This is a genomic window from Streptococcus parasanguinis, assembly GCF_015557775.1.
Lineage (GTDB): Bacteria > Bacillota > Bacilli > Lactobacillales > Streptococcaceae > Streptococcus > Streptococcus parasanguinis_AA.
Genome location: NZ_JADNOY010000005.1, coordinates 171,779 through 189,414 on the forward strand (window position 1 = coordinate 171,779; position 17,636 = coordinate 189,414).

The following is a 17,636-nucleotide window of genomic DNA, read 5'->3' on the forward strand; positions in this document are numbered from 1 at the left end:
CTTTCGTTCAAAGGTTTCTAAGCTTTTACGAGCAGAGCGACACACTCAGCGGTTCGCTATCTCCGTTCTGTCTGCGTGCTAGCACTTGTCAATCACGGACAGCTATCGCATGGGCGGAAGTAAATGCTAATCTTCGTCGTTTTACTCCTTGACTAGCAAACTTACCGCCTCAACATGGGTTTTAGAGGACTAAATGGAGACTGAATTGCCTGATAGCGATGTAGTATTGATTAAGCAATCAACAAATAATGTACAAAACAAAAATAAAGTACACTGCTTAATGAGTGTACTTTATCCTTCTAATTCAGTTTTATCAATGGTTTAGATCTAGTTAAGTCGATTAGTTAAATGAATTTAGGCTATTGCTTTTTATAACGACTATAAATTGTATGTTCAATGCTATAATTTATCTTCCGAATCTACTTCTTCATAATTTATCGGAATTAAAGCAACTTCACTGCTTATAGTAGATTGTTTTTCATTTTCACTTATTTGAATGGCATTTTTGAGTGAAAAAATAACTTCTCTTACAAGATTTAATAAATCTAATGCAAACTCTTGAAGTTCAAATTCAGTTAGATACAGTCTGGTTTCATTATTATCTTCATTATCTTCACTTCCATTAAAAATATTCAATGTTATATTAGTAAATCTGTGCTCTAAATAATTTCTAATAATTTTCAATCGCTTTGAGTTTGGATTAGCTGTTAAAGAATTATCACCATTATCAAAATCTTTCTCTATCCAAAATATAGATGACAGACCAATATTCTTATCCAACATTTTATTTAAATCACTATTTGATCTCCAAATTGAATGGAAATTTACTTGTCGAGTTTTAATTTTTAAAGAATAATATTCATTTATAAACATAGCTACTTTATCTAATAATGAATATAGTGTTTTAAAAGATGCTTTTAATCCTTCAACTCGGATAGAGTATTGTACATAGTCTAGACAATCAATAAGATAAACATTCTCATCAGCATAATGAACCGAATCAATTTCAATGCTATTAAAACAGAGATAACGCGCATAAACATATTCTTGCTTAATTTGATTAAACATAGAAATATATTTGTTTAAATCTTTATCCGATTGAAATAATAAACTTGGTAGTAAAAGATTATCATCATATCTATTTATATCGTCAGCTTGTAAGTCATTAAGTGGATTAAGATACAGTCCGTTATTCCAACACCATTCGCGATACTTTTGTGAATTAGGATTATAATCGATGGTTTTACAAGAGCATTCATCTAAGTCTTTATAATTAAGATATTGTTCGTAAAGTTCAATAAATCGCTTTTCTGCATAATCAACTCTGTTTGGATCTGAAACAGTTATGCTTGTTTCTATTAAATTTTTAATTTTTTTAATAAAGTGGAGGTGTTCGTTATCATTCAAAAAATTACGATAATGATCTAGACAAATAGCCAAGTTACCACTAGCCATTGTGAATCTTGGATTGATTTGTATACATTTACAATACATCTTAATAGCTAACTGCTTTCTACCACAAGCATCTAATAAATTTGCGTAATTAGTGTAAAGTGAACATAATAATGGGAAAACAAACCTACTGTTCTCAGAATTTATATCAACGTTATTTGAAATTTCTATAGCTTTTCTTAAGTAATAAATTTGTTGAACTGTAAAATCGGTATCTATGTTGAAAACTAAGTTATCACTTAGTTCAAATATATCAGCGTATGCTGTCCCAATAGAATAAAATAATTGAATTTTGGAAATATCATCAATAGTGTTTTCCATATTTTTTCCAAATTCTATTAGTCTATAGATTTCCTCTATATTTTTATGTTTAAAAGCATTATCGAAATCCATTGACAATTTAAGTACACTATGATTAATTGGATTATTTGTTAACATCTTCACCCCAAACTAAATATCTCGATTTTAAATTTGATTTTCCTTTATTTTCCTGTTCTTCAACTAACATATCAGATAAAAACTCTTTTATCATGTCCCAATTAAAATTCTCTTTAAATCCTCTACTACCATCAGAAGGAACATTTAATGAAAATGTTGCAAATACGGTTTCACAAGTTCTTCTTGGAAATTTTGCTAAGTAAGAATCAAAAAATGAATTTGAATACCTATAATGATGGCTATGAATAAAGTCTTTCCATGTATTTAGCATAGTCTCTTCGTCTATAATATCTATTACGGAAACTTCTTCAAGTGGTCGGTCTTCAATATTTCCCCATGCTTTTTTCATTAAATTAACAGCATCTACATCGCTCTTAGGAGCACTGTATCCAAAAATAGTTAACATATATGAATGATCGACAAAGTAATCTAATGCTTTCCAACACCAATTTATGTATCCATCGGAAGAATAGTCTTTGTTTTTTACGGGATACAATAATTTTGTTGGATTTAATTTTTTATAACATGTTGGGCAATAGTAATCTACTGTTCCAAACTCAGTATGTTCTTCACAAAAACCGACAGCTACATTCCCATGTAAACAAAGAATTTGTGGCAGGTTCAGAGTAATTTTTGAACAGCGAACATAAGCTTGTATAAGTAAAGGGTCCCAATTAAACGTAGCTATGCAATCTTTATTAGTTAAACTTAATATTAAAAGATCATAAATTGTTGGTTCATCAGGTAACTCCAACGAAGCAAAATAATCATAGAGTCTTTCTTCTAGTTTTTTAACTATTTCGGAGCACTCTTCTCTCTCAAATAATTCTGAATAGATATCTTCTAAATTTTCGCTCTTTGTCTGTAATTCAACACCAGCAAGAATTTCTTCTAAATTTAGTTTTTTTAGCAATCCATTCATAACTGAAGAACTTTTGCCGTTTTTATCACCATCTGGAATTGCTGCAATAGTAGCACCAGCACCTAGAATAACTGTGTGCGATCTCATGTCATTTCTCCTGAAAGTCTTTTGACACTATTATACCACTGTATCTACTTTATTTATGCTTCAAATACTAATCTTATAACTATAAATATTTTAAATAAAATGTACAATTGAACCACCACTTCTTCTACCGTTACTAGAGTAAAAAAATGTACAAATCAATTTCTTCGATTAGCTGATATTATGCACTAGCAAACATACAAAATACCATTCCAAAATAATGTACAAAATAAAAATAAAGTACACTTTTTAAAGAATGTACTTTATGCTTCTAATTTAGTTGTATCAATGGTTTAGGTCTTGTTTGGTCAATTGTACATAAACTTTTAGTTTTCCTTTCTATACTAGATCCCTTTTAAACACAAAACAATCAGCAAATCTCATGGATTTACTGATTGTTTTTCTTTTCTAACTTATTTTTCTACATATCGAAATGGAATCTTGCTACCACAGAGCCAATTATAGACTCGATCATTGACTTGAACATTCATAGCTTCGTGGGCATATTCTGGCATGATTAAATGCTCTTTTGGACCTTCTAATCGATTATAAATGGCAAACTGCGTTTCAGGATAACAGACATCATCATCTAGACCTGTAATCATGTGAACCTGTCCTTTGATACGATGGGCAAAATTTTTCACATCAATATAGGCCAAAGTCTGCATCAAACGATCTTCCGTTTCATGGAATGGATCATGGAACTTGAAATAACGGAAAAGCTCGTCATAGGCCTCACTGGTATTTCCGATCTCTAATACCCGTCTGAAATCCGATAAGAATGGATAAATGGCGACTGTTCGTTGGATTCGGGGATTTAATCCAGCAGCAATCAGGGCCAGGGCACCACCTTGAGAGGCTCCGTAGCTGGCAAGTTTGCTGTCATCTACTTGAGGAAGGTTGGCTACAATTTCAATTAACTGGTAAAGGTCTAAGTAGATATCTTTATAAAAGAGCTCATCCGGACCTTCCACGGCTCCACGGATAATCTGTCCTTTTACCGTATTCCCAAGTGGTGAGCGATCTCCGTCCGTTGAATAGCCTGATTGCCCTCTTACGTCCATAGATACAACACCATAGCCAGCTACTGTATAAGCCAGCATGTCGGACCAATCCCAACAACGGCCCATATAGCCGTGAAAATGGAAAACAACGGGAACCTTTTGATCCGTTTTTGGGAGGATCATTCTTGAATAGACAAGGCCATTTCTGGTTCCTTTAAAGGTTAATTCATAACAAATCACATTTGGAATGCTGAAATCTCGTTCTTCGAGCTTGTATTCTGGCAGTTCAGTAATCTTTGCTAGGGCTTGATTCCAAAAAGCATCAAAATCTGCAGGAACCTCATCCCGTCCCTTGTAATCTTTCATTGTTTCTAATAATTTGGGATCTTTCATAAAATCCTCCTTAAGCATGTGTAATCGCTACCAAAAATGTACCATATTTACCTAAGGATTGCAAGAGACAAATAAAAATTACATAACCGAAATTATGTAATTTAATTATAGATTCAAAAACAGACTTAATTGTTTTACTAGATCTGGATTAGTGGGTAAAGCTGAATGATGAGCCTTACGACCATTTAAATTCACTTCTGTATAGGTTTGATTGTCAAAAATAGATTTTGCTGCTTGGGCACTAGAGAGAGGAACGATGCCATCTGATTTCCCAGCAAAGCTACCGACAAAGTTAAGGACCTCTACTTCTTTATCTAATCGATGCTTCCATTTTTGAAAATCGTCATACATTTCTTGATTGAATTGGTAAGGACTACCAATAATAACCAGCTTGCTCACGGTCACCTTCTTTTTCTCTAAAAAGCCACTTTCCAATAAACCAGTCAAAACCAGTCCACCATTAGAGTGACCCACTGCCTTAAACTCAGTAAAATGATAGTGATCAAGAAGATAGGTTAAAGCAATTTTAAGGGATTCGATTTGCTGCTTGATATTGCTGTAGCCATCTCGATTATTCTCAAAGCCAATCACAATCATAGGGTTTGGCTCTTTTGTATTTAGTCTTCCTTCCATCTCTATAGAATCATCTTTATTGACCTTTATTTTTAAGAGACTTTGCTTTTTTCTAGAAAAGCGATGGAGCATGCGGATGGTTCCGTTGAATCGCTGGATACTGGCTGAACTCCCAGGTACAAAGATAATCGGTCTGATGGGTGGTTTCTTCGATCCTTTAGGAAATTCAAAGGGCTTTCTGTGCGAAGAAAACAATCTTGTAAAGAAACGAATGACTTGTTGAAATAGTTTTTTTAACATCTTTCCTCTAGTAGTAGTTTCTAAAAGAACCCAGAACAGTGTGTTCCAGGCCCTCTTAGAAACGATTATTTCCGTTTTTTCTTATTTTTGCGCATTTGTTTGGCCATCTTGTTCATTGCCCGTTTCATCATAAATTCGCCGGCTTTTCCTTTGAGACCACCGCCAAACATTTGGCTCATATCAGGCATTCCAGCGCCTCCACCAATAGCTGACAAGTCAGGCATGCCACCTTGTCCCATCAAGCCTTCGAGGGCAGACATATCAGGCATTCCACCAGGCATATTCTTCGGCATGTTATTTGGATTGAGCCCCATTTGTTTCATCATCTTATTCATATCGCCAGAGAGGACGCCTTGCATCATCTGTTTGGCTTGGTTAAAGTCCTTGATGAATTTATTGACTTCGACAAAGCTATTTCCTGAACCAGCAGCAATCCGACGACGACGGCTTGGATTTAACAAATCTGGATTTTCTCGTTCAGCTGGGGTCATGGATGATACAATTGCACGTTTGCGAGCAATTTCTCGTTCATCAACCTTAAGGTTCTTCATAGCTGGATTGTTGGCCATCCCTGGAAGCATTTTGAGCAGATCTTCCATTGGTCCCATGTTTTGAACTTGGTCTAACTGATCGATGAAATCGTTGAAGTCAAAGGTGTTTTCCCGCATCTTCTCAGCGAGTTCAAGAGAGCGTTTCTCATCGTATTCTTGAGAAGCCTTCTCGATCAGTGTCAGCATATCCCCCATACCGAGGATCCGGCCAGACATACGGTCTGGGTGGAAGGTTTCGATATCCGTGATTTTTTCACCAGTACCAGTAAACTTGATTGGTTTCCCAGTAATCTGACGGACAGAAAGGGCTGCACCACCACGGGTATCCCCATCGATCTTGGTCAAGATGACCCCAGTCACTTCGAGTTGTTCGTTAAACTCACGCGCCACATTGGCCGCTTCTTGACCGATCATGGCATCGACAACCAAGAGGATTTCATTTGGCTCAGCAAGGGCTTTGACGTCGCGCAATTCACCCATGAGTTTTTCATCGATTTGCAGACGACCAGCCGTATCGATCAAGACATAGTCATTGTGGTTGGCTCTCGCTTGCTCCAAACCTTGACGAACGATCTCTACTGCAGGGACTTCTGTACCGAGTGAGAAGACAGGGACATTGATCTGTTGACCAAGGGTCTTCAACTGGTCGATGGCTGCTGGACGATAGATATCGGCCGCAATCATCAAAGGACGTGCATTCTCTTCCTTGACCAATTTGTTGGCTAATTTACCCGCAAAAGTTGTTTTACCAGCCCCTTGAAGACCGACCATCATGATAATGGTTGGAATCTTTGGAGATTTGATAATTTCTGCTGTTTCTGATCCTAAAATCGCTGTCAATTCTTCATCGACAATCTTCACGATTTGTTGGGCAGGGTTGAGGGTTTCGATGACTTCATGACCTACAGCACGCTCGCGGACGCGTTTGATGAAGTCTTTTACAACAGGAAGGGCAACGTCGGCCTCTAAGAGGGCTAGACGAATCTCTTTGGTTGCCTCTTGGACATCCGCTTCAGAGATTTTCCCTTTCTTACGAAGATTTTTAAAGACGTTTTGTAAACGTTCGGTTAAACTTTCAAATGCCATTATTTTCTCCTATTTTTTCAATTCAGTGGAAATCGTCCGAAATGTTGCAAACATTCTAGTTCTTCGGGTGTGACTTCTTTCATGATTTCTTTTGGATATCCCCAACAGCTAAAACCTATTTGCATAGCTTTGGAGATATCATTGGGCGAGATAATCTGTAGTCGAGTAGGAAATACTTCCTGTACGACTAATAGTTTGCAAGGTATTCCTTGATAAATGACGAGACTGCCCATAATCACTCCCGATTGTCAATGCTTGATAAAATTTCAACCTGCTCTTGTAGAAAAGTATCTTCCGGATAGCGTTCTAAAATCTGATCAAAAATCTGGCTGCGTACAATGTAATCGGAATACATATGGAGTTTCATTTCGTAATCTTCCAAAATCTTTTCTGTACGTTTAATATTGTCATAGACCGCTTGACGGCTCACTCCAAACTCTTCTGCAATCTCAGCCAAGCTGTAGTCATCTGCGTAGTAGAGCTCGATGTAGTTCATCTGCTTGTCCGTCAAGAGCGCTGCATAAAACTCAAAGAGCGCATTCATTCGGTTGGTTTTCTCAATTTCCATACCTTTCATTATATCAAAAAAGCCCGCTAAAGACTAGCGGGACTTGATGCTTTTTGAGCTTGAAATAAGAGGATTCATCATTAAAGTTTCAGTGCCAACATATTGACCGTCATCCCTGCTGCAGTTCCCATCAAGAAGATGGTATCTCCTTCCTTCACATAGCCATGATCCAGTGCATAGGCTAGGCCGAAAGGTACGGCTACCGAAACCATATTTCCATAATCACTGACAATATTGAGGTACTTGTCTTTGCCGACGCCCAATTTGTCCATGACAAGTGGTAAGGCGCGACTTGCTTGGTGAGGAATAATATAGTCTACAGCATCTTTAGAAATGCCTGATTTTTCTTGGACTTCTTGGAACATTTCTGGAATAACACGGGCAGAAAGTAAGAGGATTTTCTTCCCTTTCATATCAAACATGAAATCAGTCTTGGTTGCTTCAGAGTACAATTTCGGATGATAAGCTGTCAAACCACCACGAATTTCAGTATCATGGGCTCCCTCAGACCAGGTACGTTGCATACTGGCAATGATTCCTTTATCTTCCTTTGTTGCTTCAAAAATAAAGGCTGCAGCTCCATCACTAAACAATTCAAAGCTTTCTTTTTGTTTAGGATTCAGCCCTAGGCTCCCTACTTCACTAGATACAATCAGAACCCGTTGGTATTCACCACCTTCAATCAGATAAGAAACAGTGCTTAAAGCAGATACAAAACTGGTACAAGTGGTATTGATATCCATAGCAGGAATCGTCAGTCCCTTGGCCACGCGCTCATGGATCAGAGCTGCTGTACAAGGAATGGGCTGAACGCCAACCGCACTAGCCGAAACCAGGCAGTCGATGTCTGCCATCTTAAGTCCTGCATGGTTTAAAGCCGCTTCAATCGCACGCGCTGCAAGATCAATCTGTGTTTCTTCTCCTTCTTTCACGCGGTAACGAGTTTGGTCTTTGAAAGTCACGGTATGAGCTGGAAGCGCTGTTCCATAGCCTTTAATTTGCAAATGTCTTTTTACAGTAGTCATAGGATTCTCCTTTTATTGAAGTCGTTGAACACGTTTTAATTTACGTGTTGGGTCCCATTGGTAATCGATAAAATGAATACTTGGGAGAATGAATTGTTTCTGCTGAGCTAAGAGTTCAAATTGAGCAAAAATCGCTTGCTCCATAGACTCTGTCCGGTGACTCAAGGCAATGGTAATGGATCCATCTGCCAACTGAGTTACTTGATAGTCCTGAATATTTTCGACAAAGAGAATGCACCGTCGAATAAAATCCGGATAGATCATCTGGCTACTGCCATCTTCTTTATTGAAATAGAAGATATCGTCCGATCGTCCTTCGATCTTTGCGATTCGAGTAAAGACGGAACCACAAGGGCAAGGGGACTTTTCTTCCACCAAAATATCATTGAGGCGGTAGCGATAGATGGGTTGACTGGTTCGTTTGAAATCTGTAATAATCGGATAAAAGCGGCTATCATATAGATACTCTTTTTCAACAGACAAAATATCTTCATTGAGATGTAGATTGCCTTCTGAACAGGTACAAGCTAAAAACCCCTCTGTCGCTTGGTAGACCTGATCAACCTTGTCTAGTTGAAAAGCTTTGGCGATGGTCTCAGCATCTCGATCTTCTAGGATCTCTGCGACAGAAACAACCTTGACAGGTTGAATCGCAAGTTGCTGATTGCTGACATAGTTAGCTAACTCAATCAAGGTCGAAGCTGGTGCAACCACAATGGTTGGTTGATAGTCTTTGAGACGCTCTAAATGCTCCTTGCTATCCTTGAAAATATCAAAATATTCCAAGCGGATAAGGCTTGAATTAATGGTTTGATAGAGTTCATTGTCCGCTCGTAAGAAAAAGGCAATGCGATGACCAAACAGTTTTCCTTTCGGTAGCATCTTGGCTAGAATCGCTGCAGCCCACATACTTCTTTCTTTTTCTGTGGTGACAAAAACTCCTCGGTGACCGGAGGTTCCAGAAGACAAACCTACTGCTACTTCTCCATTCATCTCGGTAAAATCTCGTGTTTGTTCTCCGCGAATCGCCATCTCTAAAGCCCGATCTCGATCCACCCCTAGGGTATTGAGCTCATTGAAATGTGTCATCATGAAGGTTTTATCCATGGTTCCAAAGGATTCGGGAGAATGGGTTTGAAAATAGGGAGATTGAGAGGTGATAAAAGCATGGTAACGCGCCAATTGCTTTTTTTGGTACCTTTCTAAGGCTTCCCTTGAACGGAATCGATGGCACCATCTGGTTTCAATAAAGGTTTTCAGAAAGACTGTTTTTTTCATTTAAAATCCTTTCAATCCGTTCTTGTGGGTCGTGGCTGACCACAACTTGAATGCCATCCTGCAAGAGTGTTTCCAGCAACTCAGTTCCTTTAAGATAAGCCTTCTTATCATCCTGAACCAAGGAAGGAATCAGTCGCATTTGCCCTGTGTAAGGCAAGAGGTCTACTCCCCAAGAAAGATCTGCTCCAATAAAGAGCTTGAGCTCATCCAGATAAAGACAGCCTTGCCCTCTCGCATGCCCATCGATGGACGAAACAAGAATGCTCCCATCCCCAAAAAGATCCGCAGTCGGGAGGTAAGGGAAAGCAGGATGCCTTTGATTTGCTTTGAGACAAGTCACCCGATCCTTGAAATCAGCTGGCAAAAACTCTTTAAAAATTAGATCTTTAAATTTCGGTTTTTGGTACACCTCATAGACTTCCTGACTGACAAAGAAATGAGCATTTGGAAAAAGGGCTGCTCCACCGAGATGATCAGGGTGCAAATGAGAAAGAATCACATAAGTAATATCTGCTGGATCAATCCCACGCTCTTGCAATAAATAATCGATCTGGTCTTCTTTTTTCATCTGCATTGGTGTGGCTAGACGGTACCAGAAATACCGAGCTTTTTTCTTAATCTCGTAGTGATAGCCGGTATCGTACAAAATATAGCCTTTTTCACGATGATGAATCAAAAAGACACCTGCTGGAAATTGCATTTTTTCATTTGGAATCCCTTTAAATAAGAGACCAGAATGACTGCTACAATAGCCTGCTGGAAAATAATCAATACGCTTGATCATGTTGGACATAGTTGTCAATCCCTTCTTCAATGGTCATTTTTGGATAGTAGCCAAGTTCGGTTTGAGCCTTTTGAATATCGAGGGTTTGGCTATATCGAAGGAGATAATAGGTATAGCGAGTCAATGGGGGTTCAGCTTTCAGATGAAAGAATCGATACACTCCTTCAAGGCTATAGGCCGCACCTGCTACCAGACCTGCCGGAATTTTCCGATAGCGAATCGGCTCTCCTAATCCCTTTAATGTTGTTTCGATCAAATACTTAAAGGTCTTTGGTTCTCCATTTGTAATATTATAAACTTGTCCGTGTGCTTCTTTTGCTTCCAGAGCCAAGCGAATGGCTAGGGCAACATTCTCCACACAGGTCATATCCATAAGCTGCTCTCCTCCACGAATCAAAGGAATTCCAATTTTTCGACTGAGGCGTAAGACACGAGGCAAAATACTGGTATCCCCCACACCAAATAATCCTCTAGGACGTAAGATGATACTTGGCACATCTGGATAGTCAGAAAAAAGTTTTTCAGACGCCAATTTGCTTCGGATGTAATTGTTGAGGTGATTTTCTTTTGGAGCATCGCTTTCCTTAATGTTTAATTGGTCTTTTCCAGCTGCGTAAATACTGGGAGAAGATACGTAAACCAAGCGTTTTACCGCATATTCACGGCACAAGTCAAGGACATTTTGAGTACCAACTACATTCGCCTGATAGAAGGCCTTCCAAGGTCCCCAGGCAGTTGATAAAGCTCCAGCGTGAACCACAGCATCAACAGACTGAAAGGCTTGTCTTAATTCCTCAATAGCGCTCAAATCCCCTTTCACAAATTGGACGCGCTCATTTTCCAGGGCCTTCCCAATTTTTTCATTTCGGCCAAAGGCTACAATGGAATAATCGTGAGCCAACAACTCATCGATCACATATTTTCCAAGGAAGCCAGTCGCACCTGTTACAAGAATTTTCATAGTTTCCCATCCGTTCCACGTCTTAATAATCGTTGAATCTCAAACTCCAAGGTATCCAACGGCTTGTAGGTTTTTGAAAGTTTGTTTAATCTTTCTAACTTTTCCCAAGATTCTTTTTCTAATAGGGCATTAAAACCTGCTTGAATCTCTTCGGTGCGATTGCGATGTGCTTGAAAAGCAATTCCTGCTTCTACTCCTCGAATCGCATAGTCAAATTGGTCATAATCATGTGGCAAGATCAAGGCTGGTTTTTTAAATTCGATACACTGATAAAAGATTCCAGCTCCTCCATGATGAATGACATAGTCCATCTGCGGAATATATTCTTTGTAGGGCAGATATGAGACAACCGTCACATTTGGTGCTACTTCTTCTTCAGAAAAGTCTTTTGCCCCATCACCTAAGGTGACGAAAAAGTGACATTCTGGATGCTCTTTGGCCAAATGCTTGGTTTGTTCTAGCAAATTCTCCTTTGCCCAAGGCAACTGGGTTCCACATGTCACGAGTACCTTCGTCTTGTCCTCGTAAGGACTGAGATCTAAAGGATAATCTTCAGCTTTTTCAAGAGAAGTCCCCAAAGGGCCAAGCCAGGCATATTGATGAGGGAAGTGTGTTTTTAACTCTAGCTCCATCATACCAATTCCAAAGATGGCATAAGGAGAGTAGATGGTCTCCACTCCATTTTGATTGTACAACTTGAAATTGTAACGTTTTAAGCGTTTGCGTAAGAGGAAAGCCCCACAGTATTTTCCAATGCGCGTGAGTTTACGGCATAGTGCTTGTACCTTCTCTTCCTTCTTTGTGCGCGCGACTCCCATCCCTCCGAAGAAGCAAGGAGGACCATAAGGAGTTTCGATTGCAAATTGTGTCGCCATGGTGGTAATCCAAGGAATTTCCAACTCTTCTGCCACAAAACCAGCTGATAGAGTGATAAAGTCAGCAATCACAATATCTGGACGATTGACGCGCCACTCCTCTAACAATTGATCCGATACATGATTAATCAAATCCAGACTCTTGGATAATTGCCGATAAGCTGAAAAAAGATTGAGTTTCTTATCGTTATTCGCCGCGCGTTCAAATTCTTCTACTTTGTCCTCTAGAATTGGAACGACAGTGAAGCCAAGACTTTCTGCAACGGCCTTTTTCTGAGGTCCTGTGAAAACCCGGATCTCCATCGAAGGATCATCTAACAAGGGTTTAACGAGATTTAAAGTTGGGTACAGATGCCCGCTCAAGGGAACAGCTACCACATCTATTTTAATTTTTTTCATTTTTTCCTGCCTTATATCTCTTATTAAGCTTTAAAACCTGCTTCTATCTATTAATTCGTAAAAAAAATCAAAAATTGAAGAAAAAATAAAATTTTTTTAAATCTTTTATTTTTGACCGTACTATCACTATTTAGAAAGAATGATTTCAACCTAAAAAAAGCTCCCAAATGCCAAAGAGAGTGAGCTCTCACACATTTGAAGAGTTTTCTATTTTTACGATTTGCGAGCTTAGTTATTTTCTAAATAAAATTCGAACCGCTCGCCGACATACTGACTTTTTACATACTCAAAAGCCGTCCCATCTTCAAAATAGGAAACCTGTGTCAGACCTAAAATAGCCTGCCCTTTTGAAATCTGTAAGTACTCCGCAATCTTATCCTTGGCCAATCGCGCATAGATGGTCTGGTGCGACTTTCCAATCTTATAACCATGACGCTCCAAGGTTTGGAAGAAATGGCTGGTAACCTCTTCGCGATTGAAATTCTTAATAAATTTCTCTGGAATAGAGGCCACTTCATAAACAACAGGGATCCCATCAGCATACCGGACCCGCTCCATCCGAATGATGGTTTCTGTCTTATCGATGCCCAATTTGTCCACTTCTTGGAGACTAGGAATGGTTTTACGATAAGATATCACTTGGCTAGAAGGTTCCTTGCCTTGCGATTTCATAATTTCTGTAAAACTGGTTGTGCCTCGCATTTTTTCTTGGACGCGCGTGCTAGTGATAAATGTGCCACTTCCTACTCGTCTTTCAAGCACTCCTTCTTCGACCAGAAGGGTAATAGCTTGCCTAAGAGTCATCCGACTCACTTGAAATTTCTCAGCTAGATCGCGTTCGCTGGGAAGACGCTCCCCGATTTTCCATATTTTTTGATCAATCTCAGACTTAATCTGATCATGAATTTGAATGTAAGCTGGAATCATAACCTTGCTCTTTCTCTGTGTTATCTCTATTGTAGCGTAAAATTCCTAATTCTTCAATCAGAGATTGGTAAAGACAAGGCTTTTGTGTTAGAATAGAGGAAAGTAAATTTCTTTAAGAAGGGGATAAGATGACAAACCTATCAACTGATTTGCATGATGTTGAAAAAATCATCGTGCTTGACTACGGTAGCCAATACAATCAGCTTATTTCACGTCGGATTCGTGAAATTGGAGTCTTCTCAGAGTTGAAGAGCCACAAGATTTCTGCTGATGAAGTTCGTGCAATCAATCCAGTTGGGATCGTTCTTTCAGGTGGACCAAACTCTGTATACGAGGAAGGTTCTTTTGATATCGATCCTGAAATTTTTGAACTCGGTATTCCAATCCTTGGAATCTGTTACGGGATGCAATTGTTAACCCATAAATTGGGTGGGAAGGTCGTTCCTGCAGGTGATGCTGGTAACCGCGAATATGGTCAATCTGAACTGAATTTGACAGAATCTTCTGCTCTTTTTGCCGGCACACCAGACAAACAATTGGTCTTGATGAGCCACGGGGATGCTGTTACAGAAATTCCGGCTGACTTTATCCGCACTGGTACTTCTGCTGACTGTCCATTTGCATCGATTGAAAATCCAGACAAGAAAATCTACGGAATCCAATTCCACCCTGAGGTTCGTCACTCTGTTCACGGTTATGACATCTTGCGTAACTTTGCCTTGAACATCTGTGGGGCTAAAGGTGACTGGACCATGGACAACTTCATTGACATGCAGATCAAAAAAATCCGTGAAACCGTCGGAGACAAACGTGTCCTTCTTGGTCTTTCAGGTGGTGTTGACTCTTCCGTTGTTGGGGTTCTCCTTCAAAAAGCCATCGGCGATCAATTGATCTGTATCTTTGTAGACCACGGTCTTCTTCGTAAAGGAGAAGCTGACCAAGTGATGGATATGCTTGGTGGTAAGTTTGGTTTGAACATTGTCAAAGCAGACGCTGCAAAACGTTTCCTTGATAAGTTAGCAGGTGTATCTGATCCTGAGAAAAAACGGAAGATCATCGGTAACGAGTTTGTTTATGTCTTTGATGACGAAGCAAGTAAACTCAAAGATGTGAAATTCTTGGCACAAGGAACTCTCTACACTGACGTGATCGAGTCTGGTACGGATACTGCTCAAACTATCAAGTCTCACCACAATGTGGGTGGACTTCCAGAAGACATGCAGTTTGAACTGATCGAGCCACTGAACACTCTTTACAAGGATGAAGTTCGTGCGCTTGGTACAGAGCTTGGCATGCCAGACCACATCGTATGGCGCCAACCATTCCCAGGACCAGGTCTTGCCATCCGTGTTATGGGAGAAATCACTGAAGAAAAACTCGAAACCGTTCGTGAATCTGACGCTATCCTCCGTGAAGAAATCGCCAAAGCTGGTCTTGACCGCGATATCTGGCAATACTTCACTGTCAACACAGGCGTTCGTTCAGTAGGTGTTATGGGTGACGGCCGTACGTATGACTACACTATTGCCATTCGTGCTATCACTTCTATCGATGGAATGACAGCAGACTTTGCGAAGATTCCATGGGAAGTCCTCCAAAAAATCTCAGTCCGTATCGTAAATGAAGTTGACCACGTCAACCGCATCGTCTACGATATCACAAGTAAACCACCTGCAACTGTAGAGTGGGAATAAAAAAAAGGTCCGTGGGACCTTTTTTCATGAGCATAAAATAATAGAGCAAGTTTAAGGTCCGTGGGACCTTGATTAACTAGCTTAAAATAAGAATTTAGCAGTTCTAAAAATAGGTAATCAAACGCAAAAAGCACTCTGACTTCTTGTCAGCAGTGCTTTTGTGCTATGTTTATCCAACCAAACTACTAAAGAATTTGACAATGGCATTCCAGATGGCTCCGAAGAAGCCAGCAATGGCATTCCACGCATTTGTGAAGAAGTTTCCACTATCTTTTAAAATGGCATTTGTATCAAAATTGAGATTGATATTGTTAAAGGTATCACCTGCCTTGTCTACGATACTATCTTTTAGATCCGACAAGGTTTTAGTAAAGCTTTTGCTGCTGATGACGCTACTCTTTGAAAGATTCACTGCGAAATTCACGATCAAATTAATCTGGTTGCCTGTCACCGTTGTATCTAACTTATAATTTTTCAGGGTTTCTTCGACAATCTTTCGAATATCATCCTTGCTTAAATCCTGATTGTTCTGTTTGGCATTGGCTACTGCCGTTTTTATGTCGGTCAATGCCACGTTCAATTTATCAGCATCGAAGTTTTTCTTTCCGGCATTTTCTTCATTGATCCCGGATAGAGTCTTTAATTCTTCTTGAGCCAGATCTTTGCTTTCTTGAGAAACTTTGGCACCATTTTTCTCAAGCGAGTAATAGATACCAGCCAAGGCACTTTCACCAGTTACTTGGACAGGAGATGCGACTGTAATTTGAGCATGCTCCAAACCAAGTGTAACGGCCGCATTCCGATACATATCTGCAGTAACCTTGGTGATGTTTTGAGGCGTCACAATATTCACTTCTAGAGGCTTGTTCTTACCTAATTTTTGAATTTTAACAGAGGAATAGAGCTCTAGACTATCATCGTTCGCAACGTTCATAATCGAAGAGTAGACCTCTGGTGTCATAGTCTTCCACTCTTCTTTGTCTTTTGAACTATCATAGTTCAGCAAATTCAAGGTTTGCTCAATCTGCATTTGGTCTAGAGAATACCCCAAAACATAGTCTGGTTTGACATAAGTTTCATCAATGACTTTCTGGACATTGCTATCTGCAGAAACATGTGGAATTCCACTAAAGAGGGCAACTGTCGACGCCACAAATAAAGCAATTTTTCTTAATTTCATTTCTCTCTTCTTTCTATCTCATATCCACGCTGAGTAGATTTTATCGACTATTTCACCTGACTAGAGCTGAAAAAAAGAAGCCAATAAAAGAGTTATTCACTTCAATGTTTATTATATCGTTTCTTTCTTAAAAGAAGCTTACATTTCTTTTAAGAAAGGATGACATATTTATTTTCCCCAAAGAAACTGGATCAACAACTTATCTACTATTGGATTTTCATGAAGTTGGCTGTGCTGAGCACCTTTGCCATCAATCTGTTCTTCACGGTAGCTTTTTGCACGTTCTGCTACTAGGTAACGAAGGGCTTTTGAAGAAACATTGAGAACCGATCCATCAGTTTCTCCACCGATATCTCCATAGATATTCAGTACATCGATCTGATTTTCTGGATAGACTTCCCGAAGACCTAAAAGCTGTTGGTACTGCTCATTCATTGCGGAGGGTTTACCAGTTTGCGTATCTAGAACCAAACCTTGTGGTAAATTCATCCCTTCGAGTCCAGCGACATGGTTGGCAATGGCGACCTGCTTGACAATTTTTGGCAGATTCTCATCACTTCCATGTTCCAGAAGATAATATAAGACGGACATATTTCCCATAGAATGAGCGACGACGTTCATCTCTTTAAAATGGTAGGTATCTTGAAGTTTTTTAACTACCTGATAGGCATAATGGCTGATGACTTTTGGATCGGGCGTGCGATTGTTTTGGTATTCCACTTTGATAATTGGATTGACCGCACCTTTGGGAATGGTCCCTGTCAGCTTTACTTGTCCATCGGTAGACACGTTTGCAGTAATGACGGTCTCAGTAACCCCTGCCTTTTTTGCCGCATCTGTCATGTGTTTTTCTGCATTGGCACTCGAGCCATAACCATGAAAAAATAAGGTAGGACGAGTATTTTGTAGGTAATTAGTGTGGTCCAGCTGCGTTTTTTGTTGTGACTTCCCCAAAAAAGCGATACATAGGAGAATCAGCCCAAGAAATAGCCCGTAGATTGATTTTTTGTTCAATAGAAACACCTCAAGATAATTTAAAACTAACTAGTATTTTATCATAGCTATTCAATGATTTCAAAATACTAAGAATCAAAAGTCAGAATACACAAAAAGATTTATAGATTATAAGAGAGGCTGGGACA

Annotated in this window: 16 protein-coding genes; 1 reads left to right on the plus strand and 15 read right to left on the minus strand. The window is 39.4% G+C overall.

The features are described from left to right. Window positions 1-399: 399 nt before the first annotated feature. From I2F76_RS07960 to I2F76_RS08015, 13 genes are all read right to left on the minus strand, one after another. Window positions 400-1,890, minus strand: coding sequence for an LA2681 family HEPN domain-containing protein (locus I2F76_RS07960; protein ID WP_009664121.1), 1,491 nt, complete (start codon window positions 1,888-1,890; stop codon window positions 400-402). Beyond that, window positions 1,877-2,899 (minus strand): hypothetical protein, encoded by a 1,023-nt coding sequence (locus tag I2F76_RS07965; protein WP_036757376.1) that lies wholly within the window; start codon window positions 2,897-2,899, stop codon window positions 1,877-1,879. Before I2F76_RS07965 ends, I2F76_RS07960 begins: the two co-directional genes overlap by 14 nt. Before the next feature lie 410 nt (window positions 2,900-3,309). Then, window positions 3,310-4,293: an acetylxylan esterase gene (locus tag I2F76_RS07970; RefSeq protein ID WP_070465913.1), complete on the minus strand. Its 984-nt coding sequence runs from the start codon at window positions 4,291-4,293 to the stop codon at window positions 3,310-3,312. Between the two features lie 105 nt (window positions 4,294-4,398). After that, window positions 4,399-5,166, minus strand: a complete 768-nt coding sequence (locus I2F76_RS07975) for an alpha/beta hydrolase (RefSeq protein WP_021153217.1) — start codon at window positions 5,164-5,166, stop codon at window positions 4,399-4,401. 65 nt (window positions 5,167-5,231) lie between these two features. Then, entirely contained in the window at window positions 5,232-6,803 is a 1,572-nt protein-coding gene (ffh, locus tag I2F76_RS07980; protein ID WP_049483257.1) for a signal recognition particle protein, read from the minus strand. A 17-nt stretch (window positions 6,804-6,820) separates the two neighbouring features. Further along, entirely contained in the window at window positions 6,821-7,036 is a 216-nt protein-coding gene (locus I2F76_RS10590) for a 2-oxoglutarate:acceptor oxidoreductase (protein ID WP_229289729.1), read from the minus strand. A gap of 2 nt (window positions 7,037-7,038) precedes the next feature. After that, window positions 7,039-7,371: a putative DNA-binding protein gene (locus tag I2F76_RS07985; protein WP_003001435.1), complete on the minus strand. Its 333-nt coding sequence runs from the start codon at window positions 7,369-7,371 to the stop codon at window positions 7,039-7,041. 80 nt (window positions 7,372-7,451) lie between these two features. After that, complete coding sequence (locus I2F76_RS07990; protein WP_195487604.1) at window positions 7,452-8,396, minus strand: 3-oxoacyl-[acyl-carrier-protein] synthase III C-terminal domain-containing protein; 945 nt, start codon at window positions 8,394-8,396, stop codon at window positions 7,452-7,454. 12 nt (window positions 8,397-8,408) lie between these two features. Continuing rightward, the gene (locus I2F76_RS07995; protein WP_195487605.1) at window positions 8,409-9,674 is read right to left on the minus strand and encodes a F390 synthetase-related protein; all 1,266 of its coding nucleotides are present in this window, start codon (window positions 9,672-9,674) and stop codon (window positions 8,409-8,411) included. After that, window positions 9,640-10,467 (minus strand): MBL fold metallo-hydrolase, encoded by an 828-nt coding sequence (locus tag I2F76_RS08000; protein ID WP_129824885.1) that lies wholly within the window; start codon window positions 10,465-10,467, stop codon window positions 9,640-9,642. The genes I2F76_RS07995 and I2F76_RS08000 overlap by 35 nt, the downstream gene beginning before the upstream one ends. Further along, entirely contained in the window at window positions 10,442-11,419 is a 978-nt protein-coding gene (locus tag I2F76_RS08005; RefSeq protein ID WP_195487606.1) for an NAD-dependent epimerase/dehydratase family protein, read from the minus strand. The genes I2F76_RS08000 and I2F76_RS08005 overlap by 26 nt, the downstream gene beginning before the upstream one ends. Further along, window positions 11,416-12,693, minus strand: coding sequence for a glycosyltransferase (locus I2F76_RS08010; protein ID WP_195487607.1), 1,278 nt, complete (start codon window positions 12,691-12,693; stop codon window positions 11,416-11,418). The genes I2F76_RS08005 and I2F76_RS08010 overlap by 4 nt, the downstream gene beginning before the upstream one ends. A 228-nt stretch (window positions 12,694-12,921) precedes the next feature. Next, window positions 12,922-13,620: a GntR family transcriptional regulator gene (locus I2F76_RS08015; RefSeq protein ID WP_003007291.1), complete on the minus strand. Its 699-nt coding sequence runs from the start codon at window positions 13,618-13,620 to the stop codon at window positions 12,922-12,924. 128 nt (window positions 13,621-13,748) lie between these two features. Here I2F76_RS08015 and guaA point away from each other — a divergent pair, with 128 nt between their 5' ends. Continuing rightward, complete coding sequence (gene guaA / locus I2F76_RS08020; protein ID WP_023918114.1) at window positions 13,749-15,314, plus strand: glutamine-hydrolyzing GMP synthase; 1,566 nt, start codon at window positions 13,749-13,751, stop codon at window positions 15,312-15,314. Between the two features lie 169 nt (window positions 15,315-15,483). Here guaA and I2F76_RS08025 read toward each other — a convergent pair whose 3' ends face one another. Together I2F76_RS08025 and I2F76_RS08030 are read right to left on the minus strand one after the other, a co-directional pair. Next, entirely contained in the window at window positions 15,484-16,494 is a 1,011-nt protein-coding gene (locus I2F76_RS08025; protein ID WP_195487608.1) for a DUF1002 domain-containing protein, read from the minus strand. A gap of 168 nt (window positions 16,495-16,662) precedes the next feature. Next, window positions 16,663-17,508 carry an alpha/beta hydrolase gene (locus I2F76_RS08030; RefSeq protein WP_195487609.1) on the minus strand — a complete coding sequence of 282 codons (846 nt, stop codon included), beginning with the start codon at window positions 17,506-17,508 and terminating at the stop codon, window positions 16,663-16,665. Window positions 17,509-17,636 lie beyond the last annotated feature (128 nt).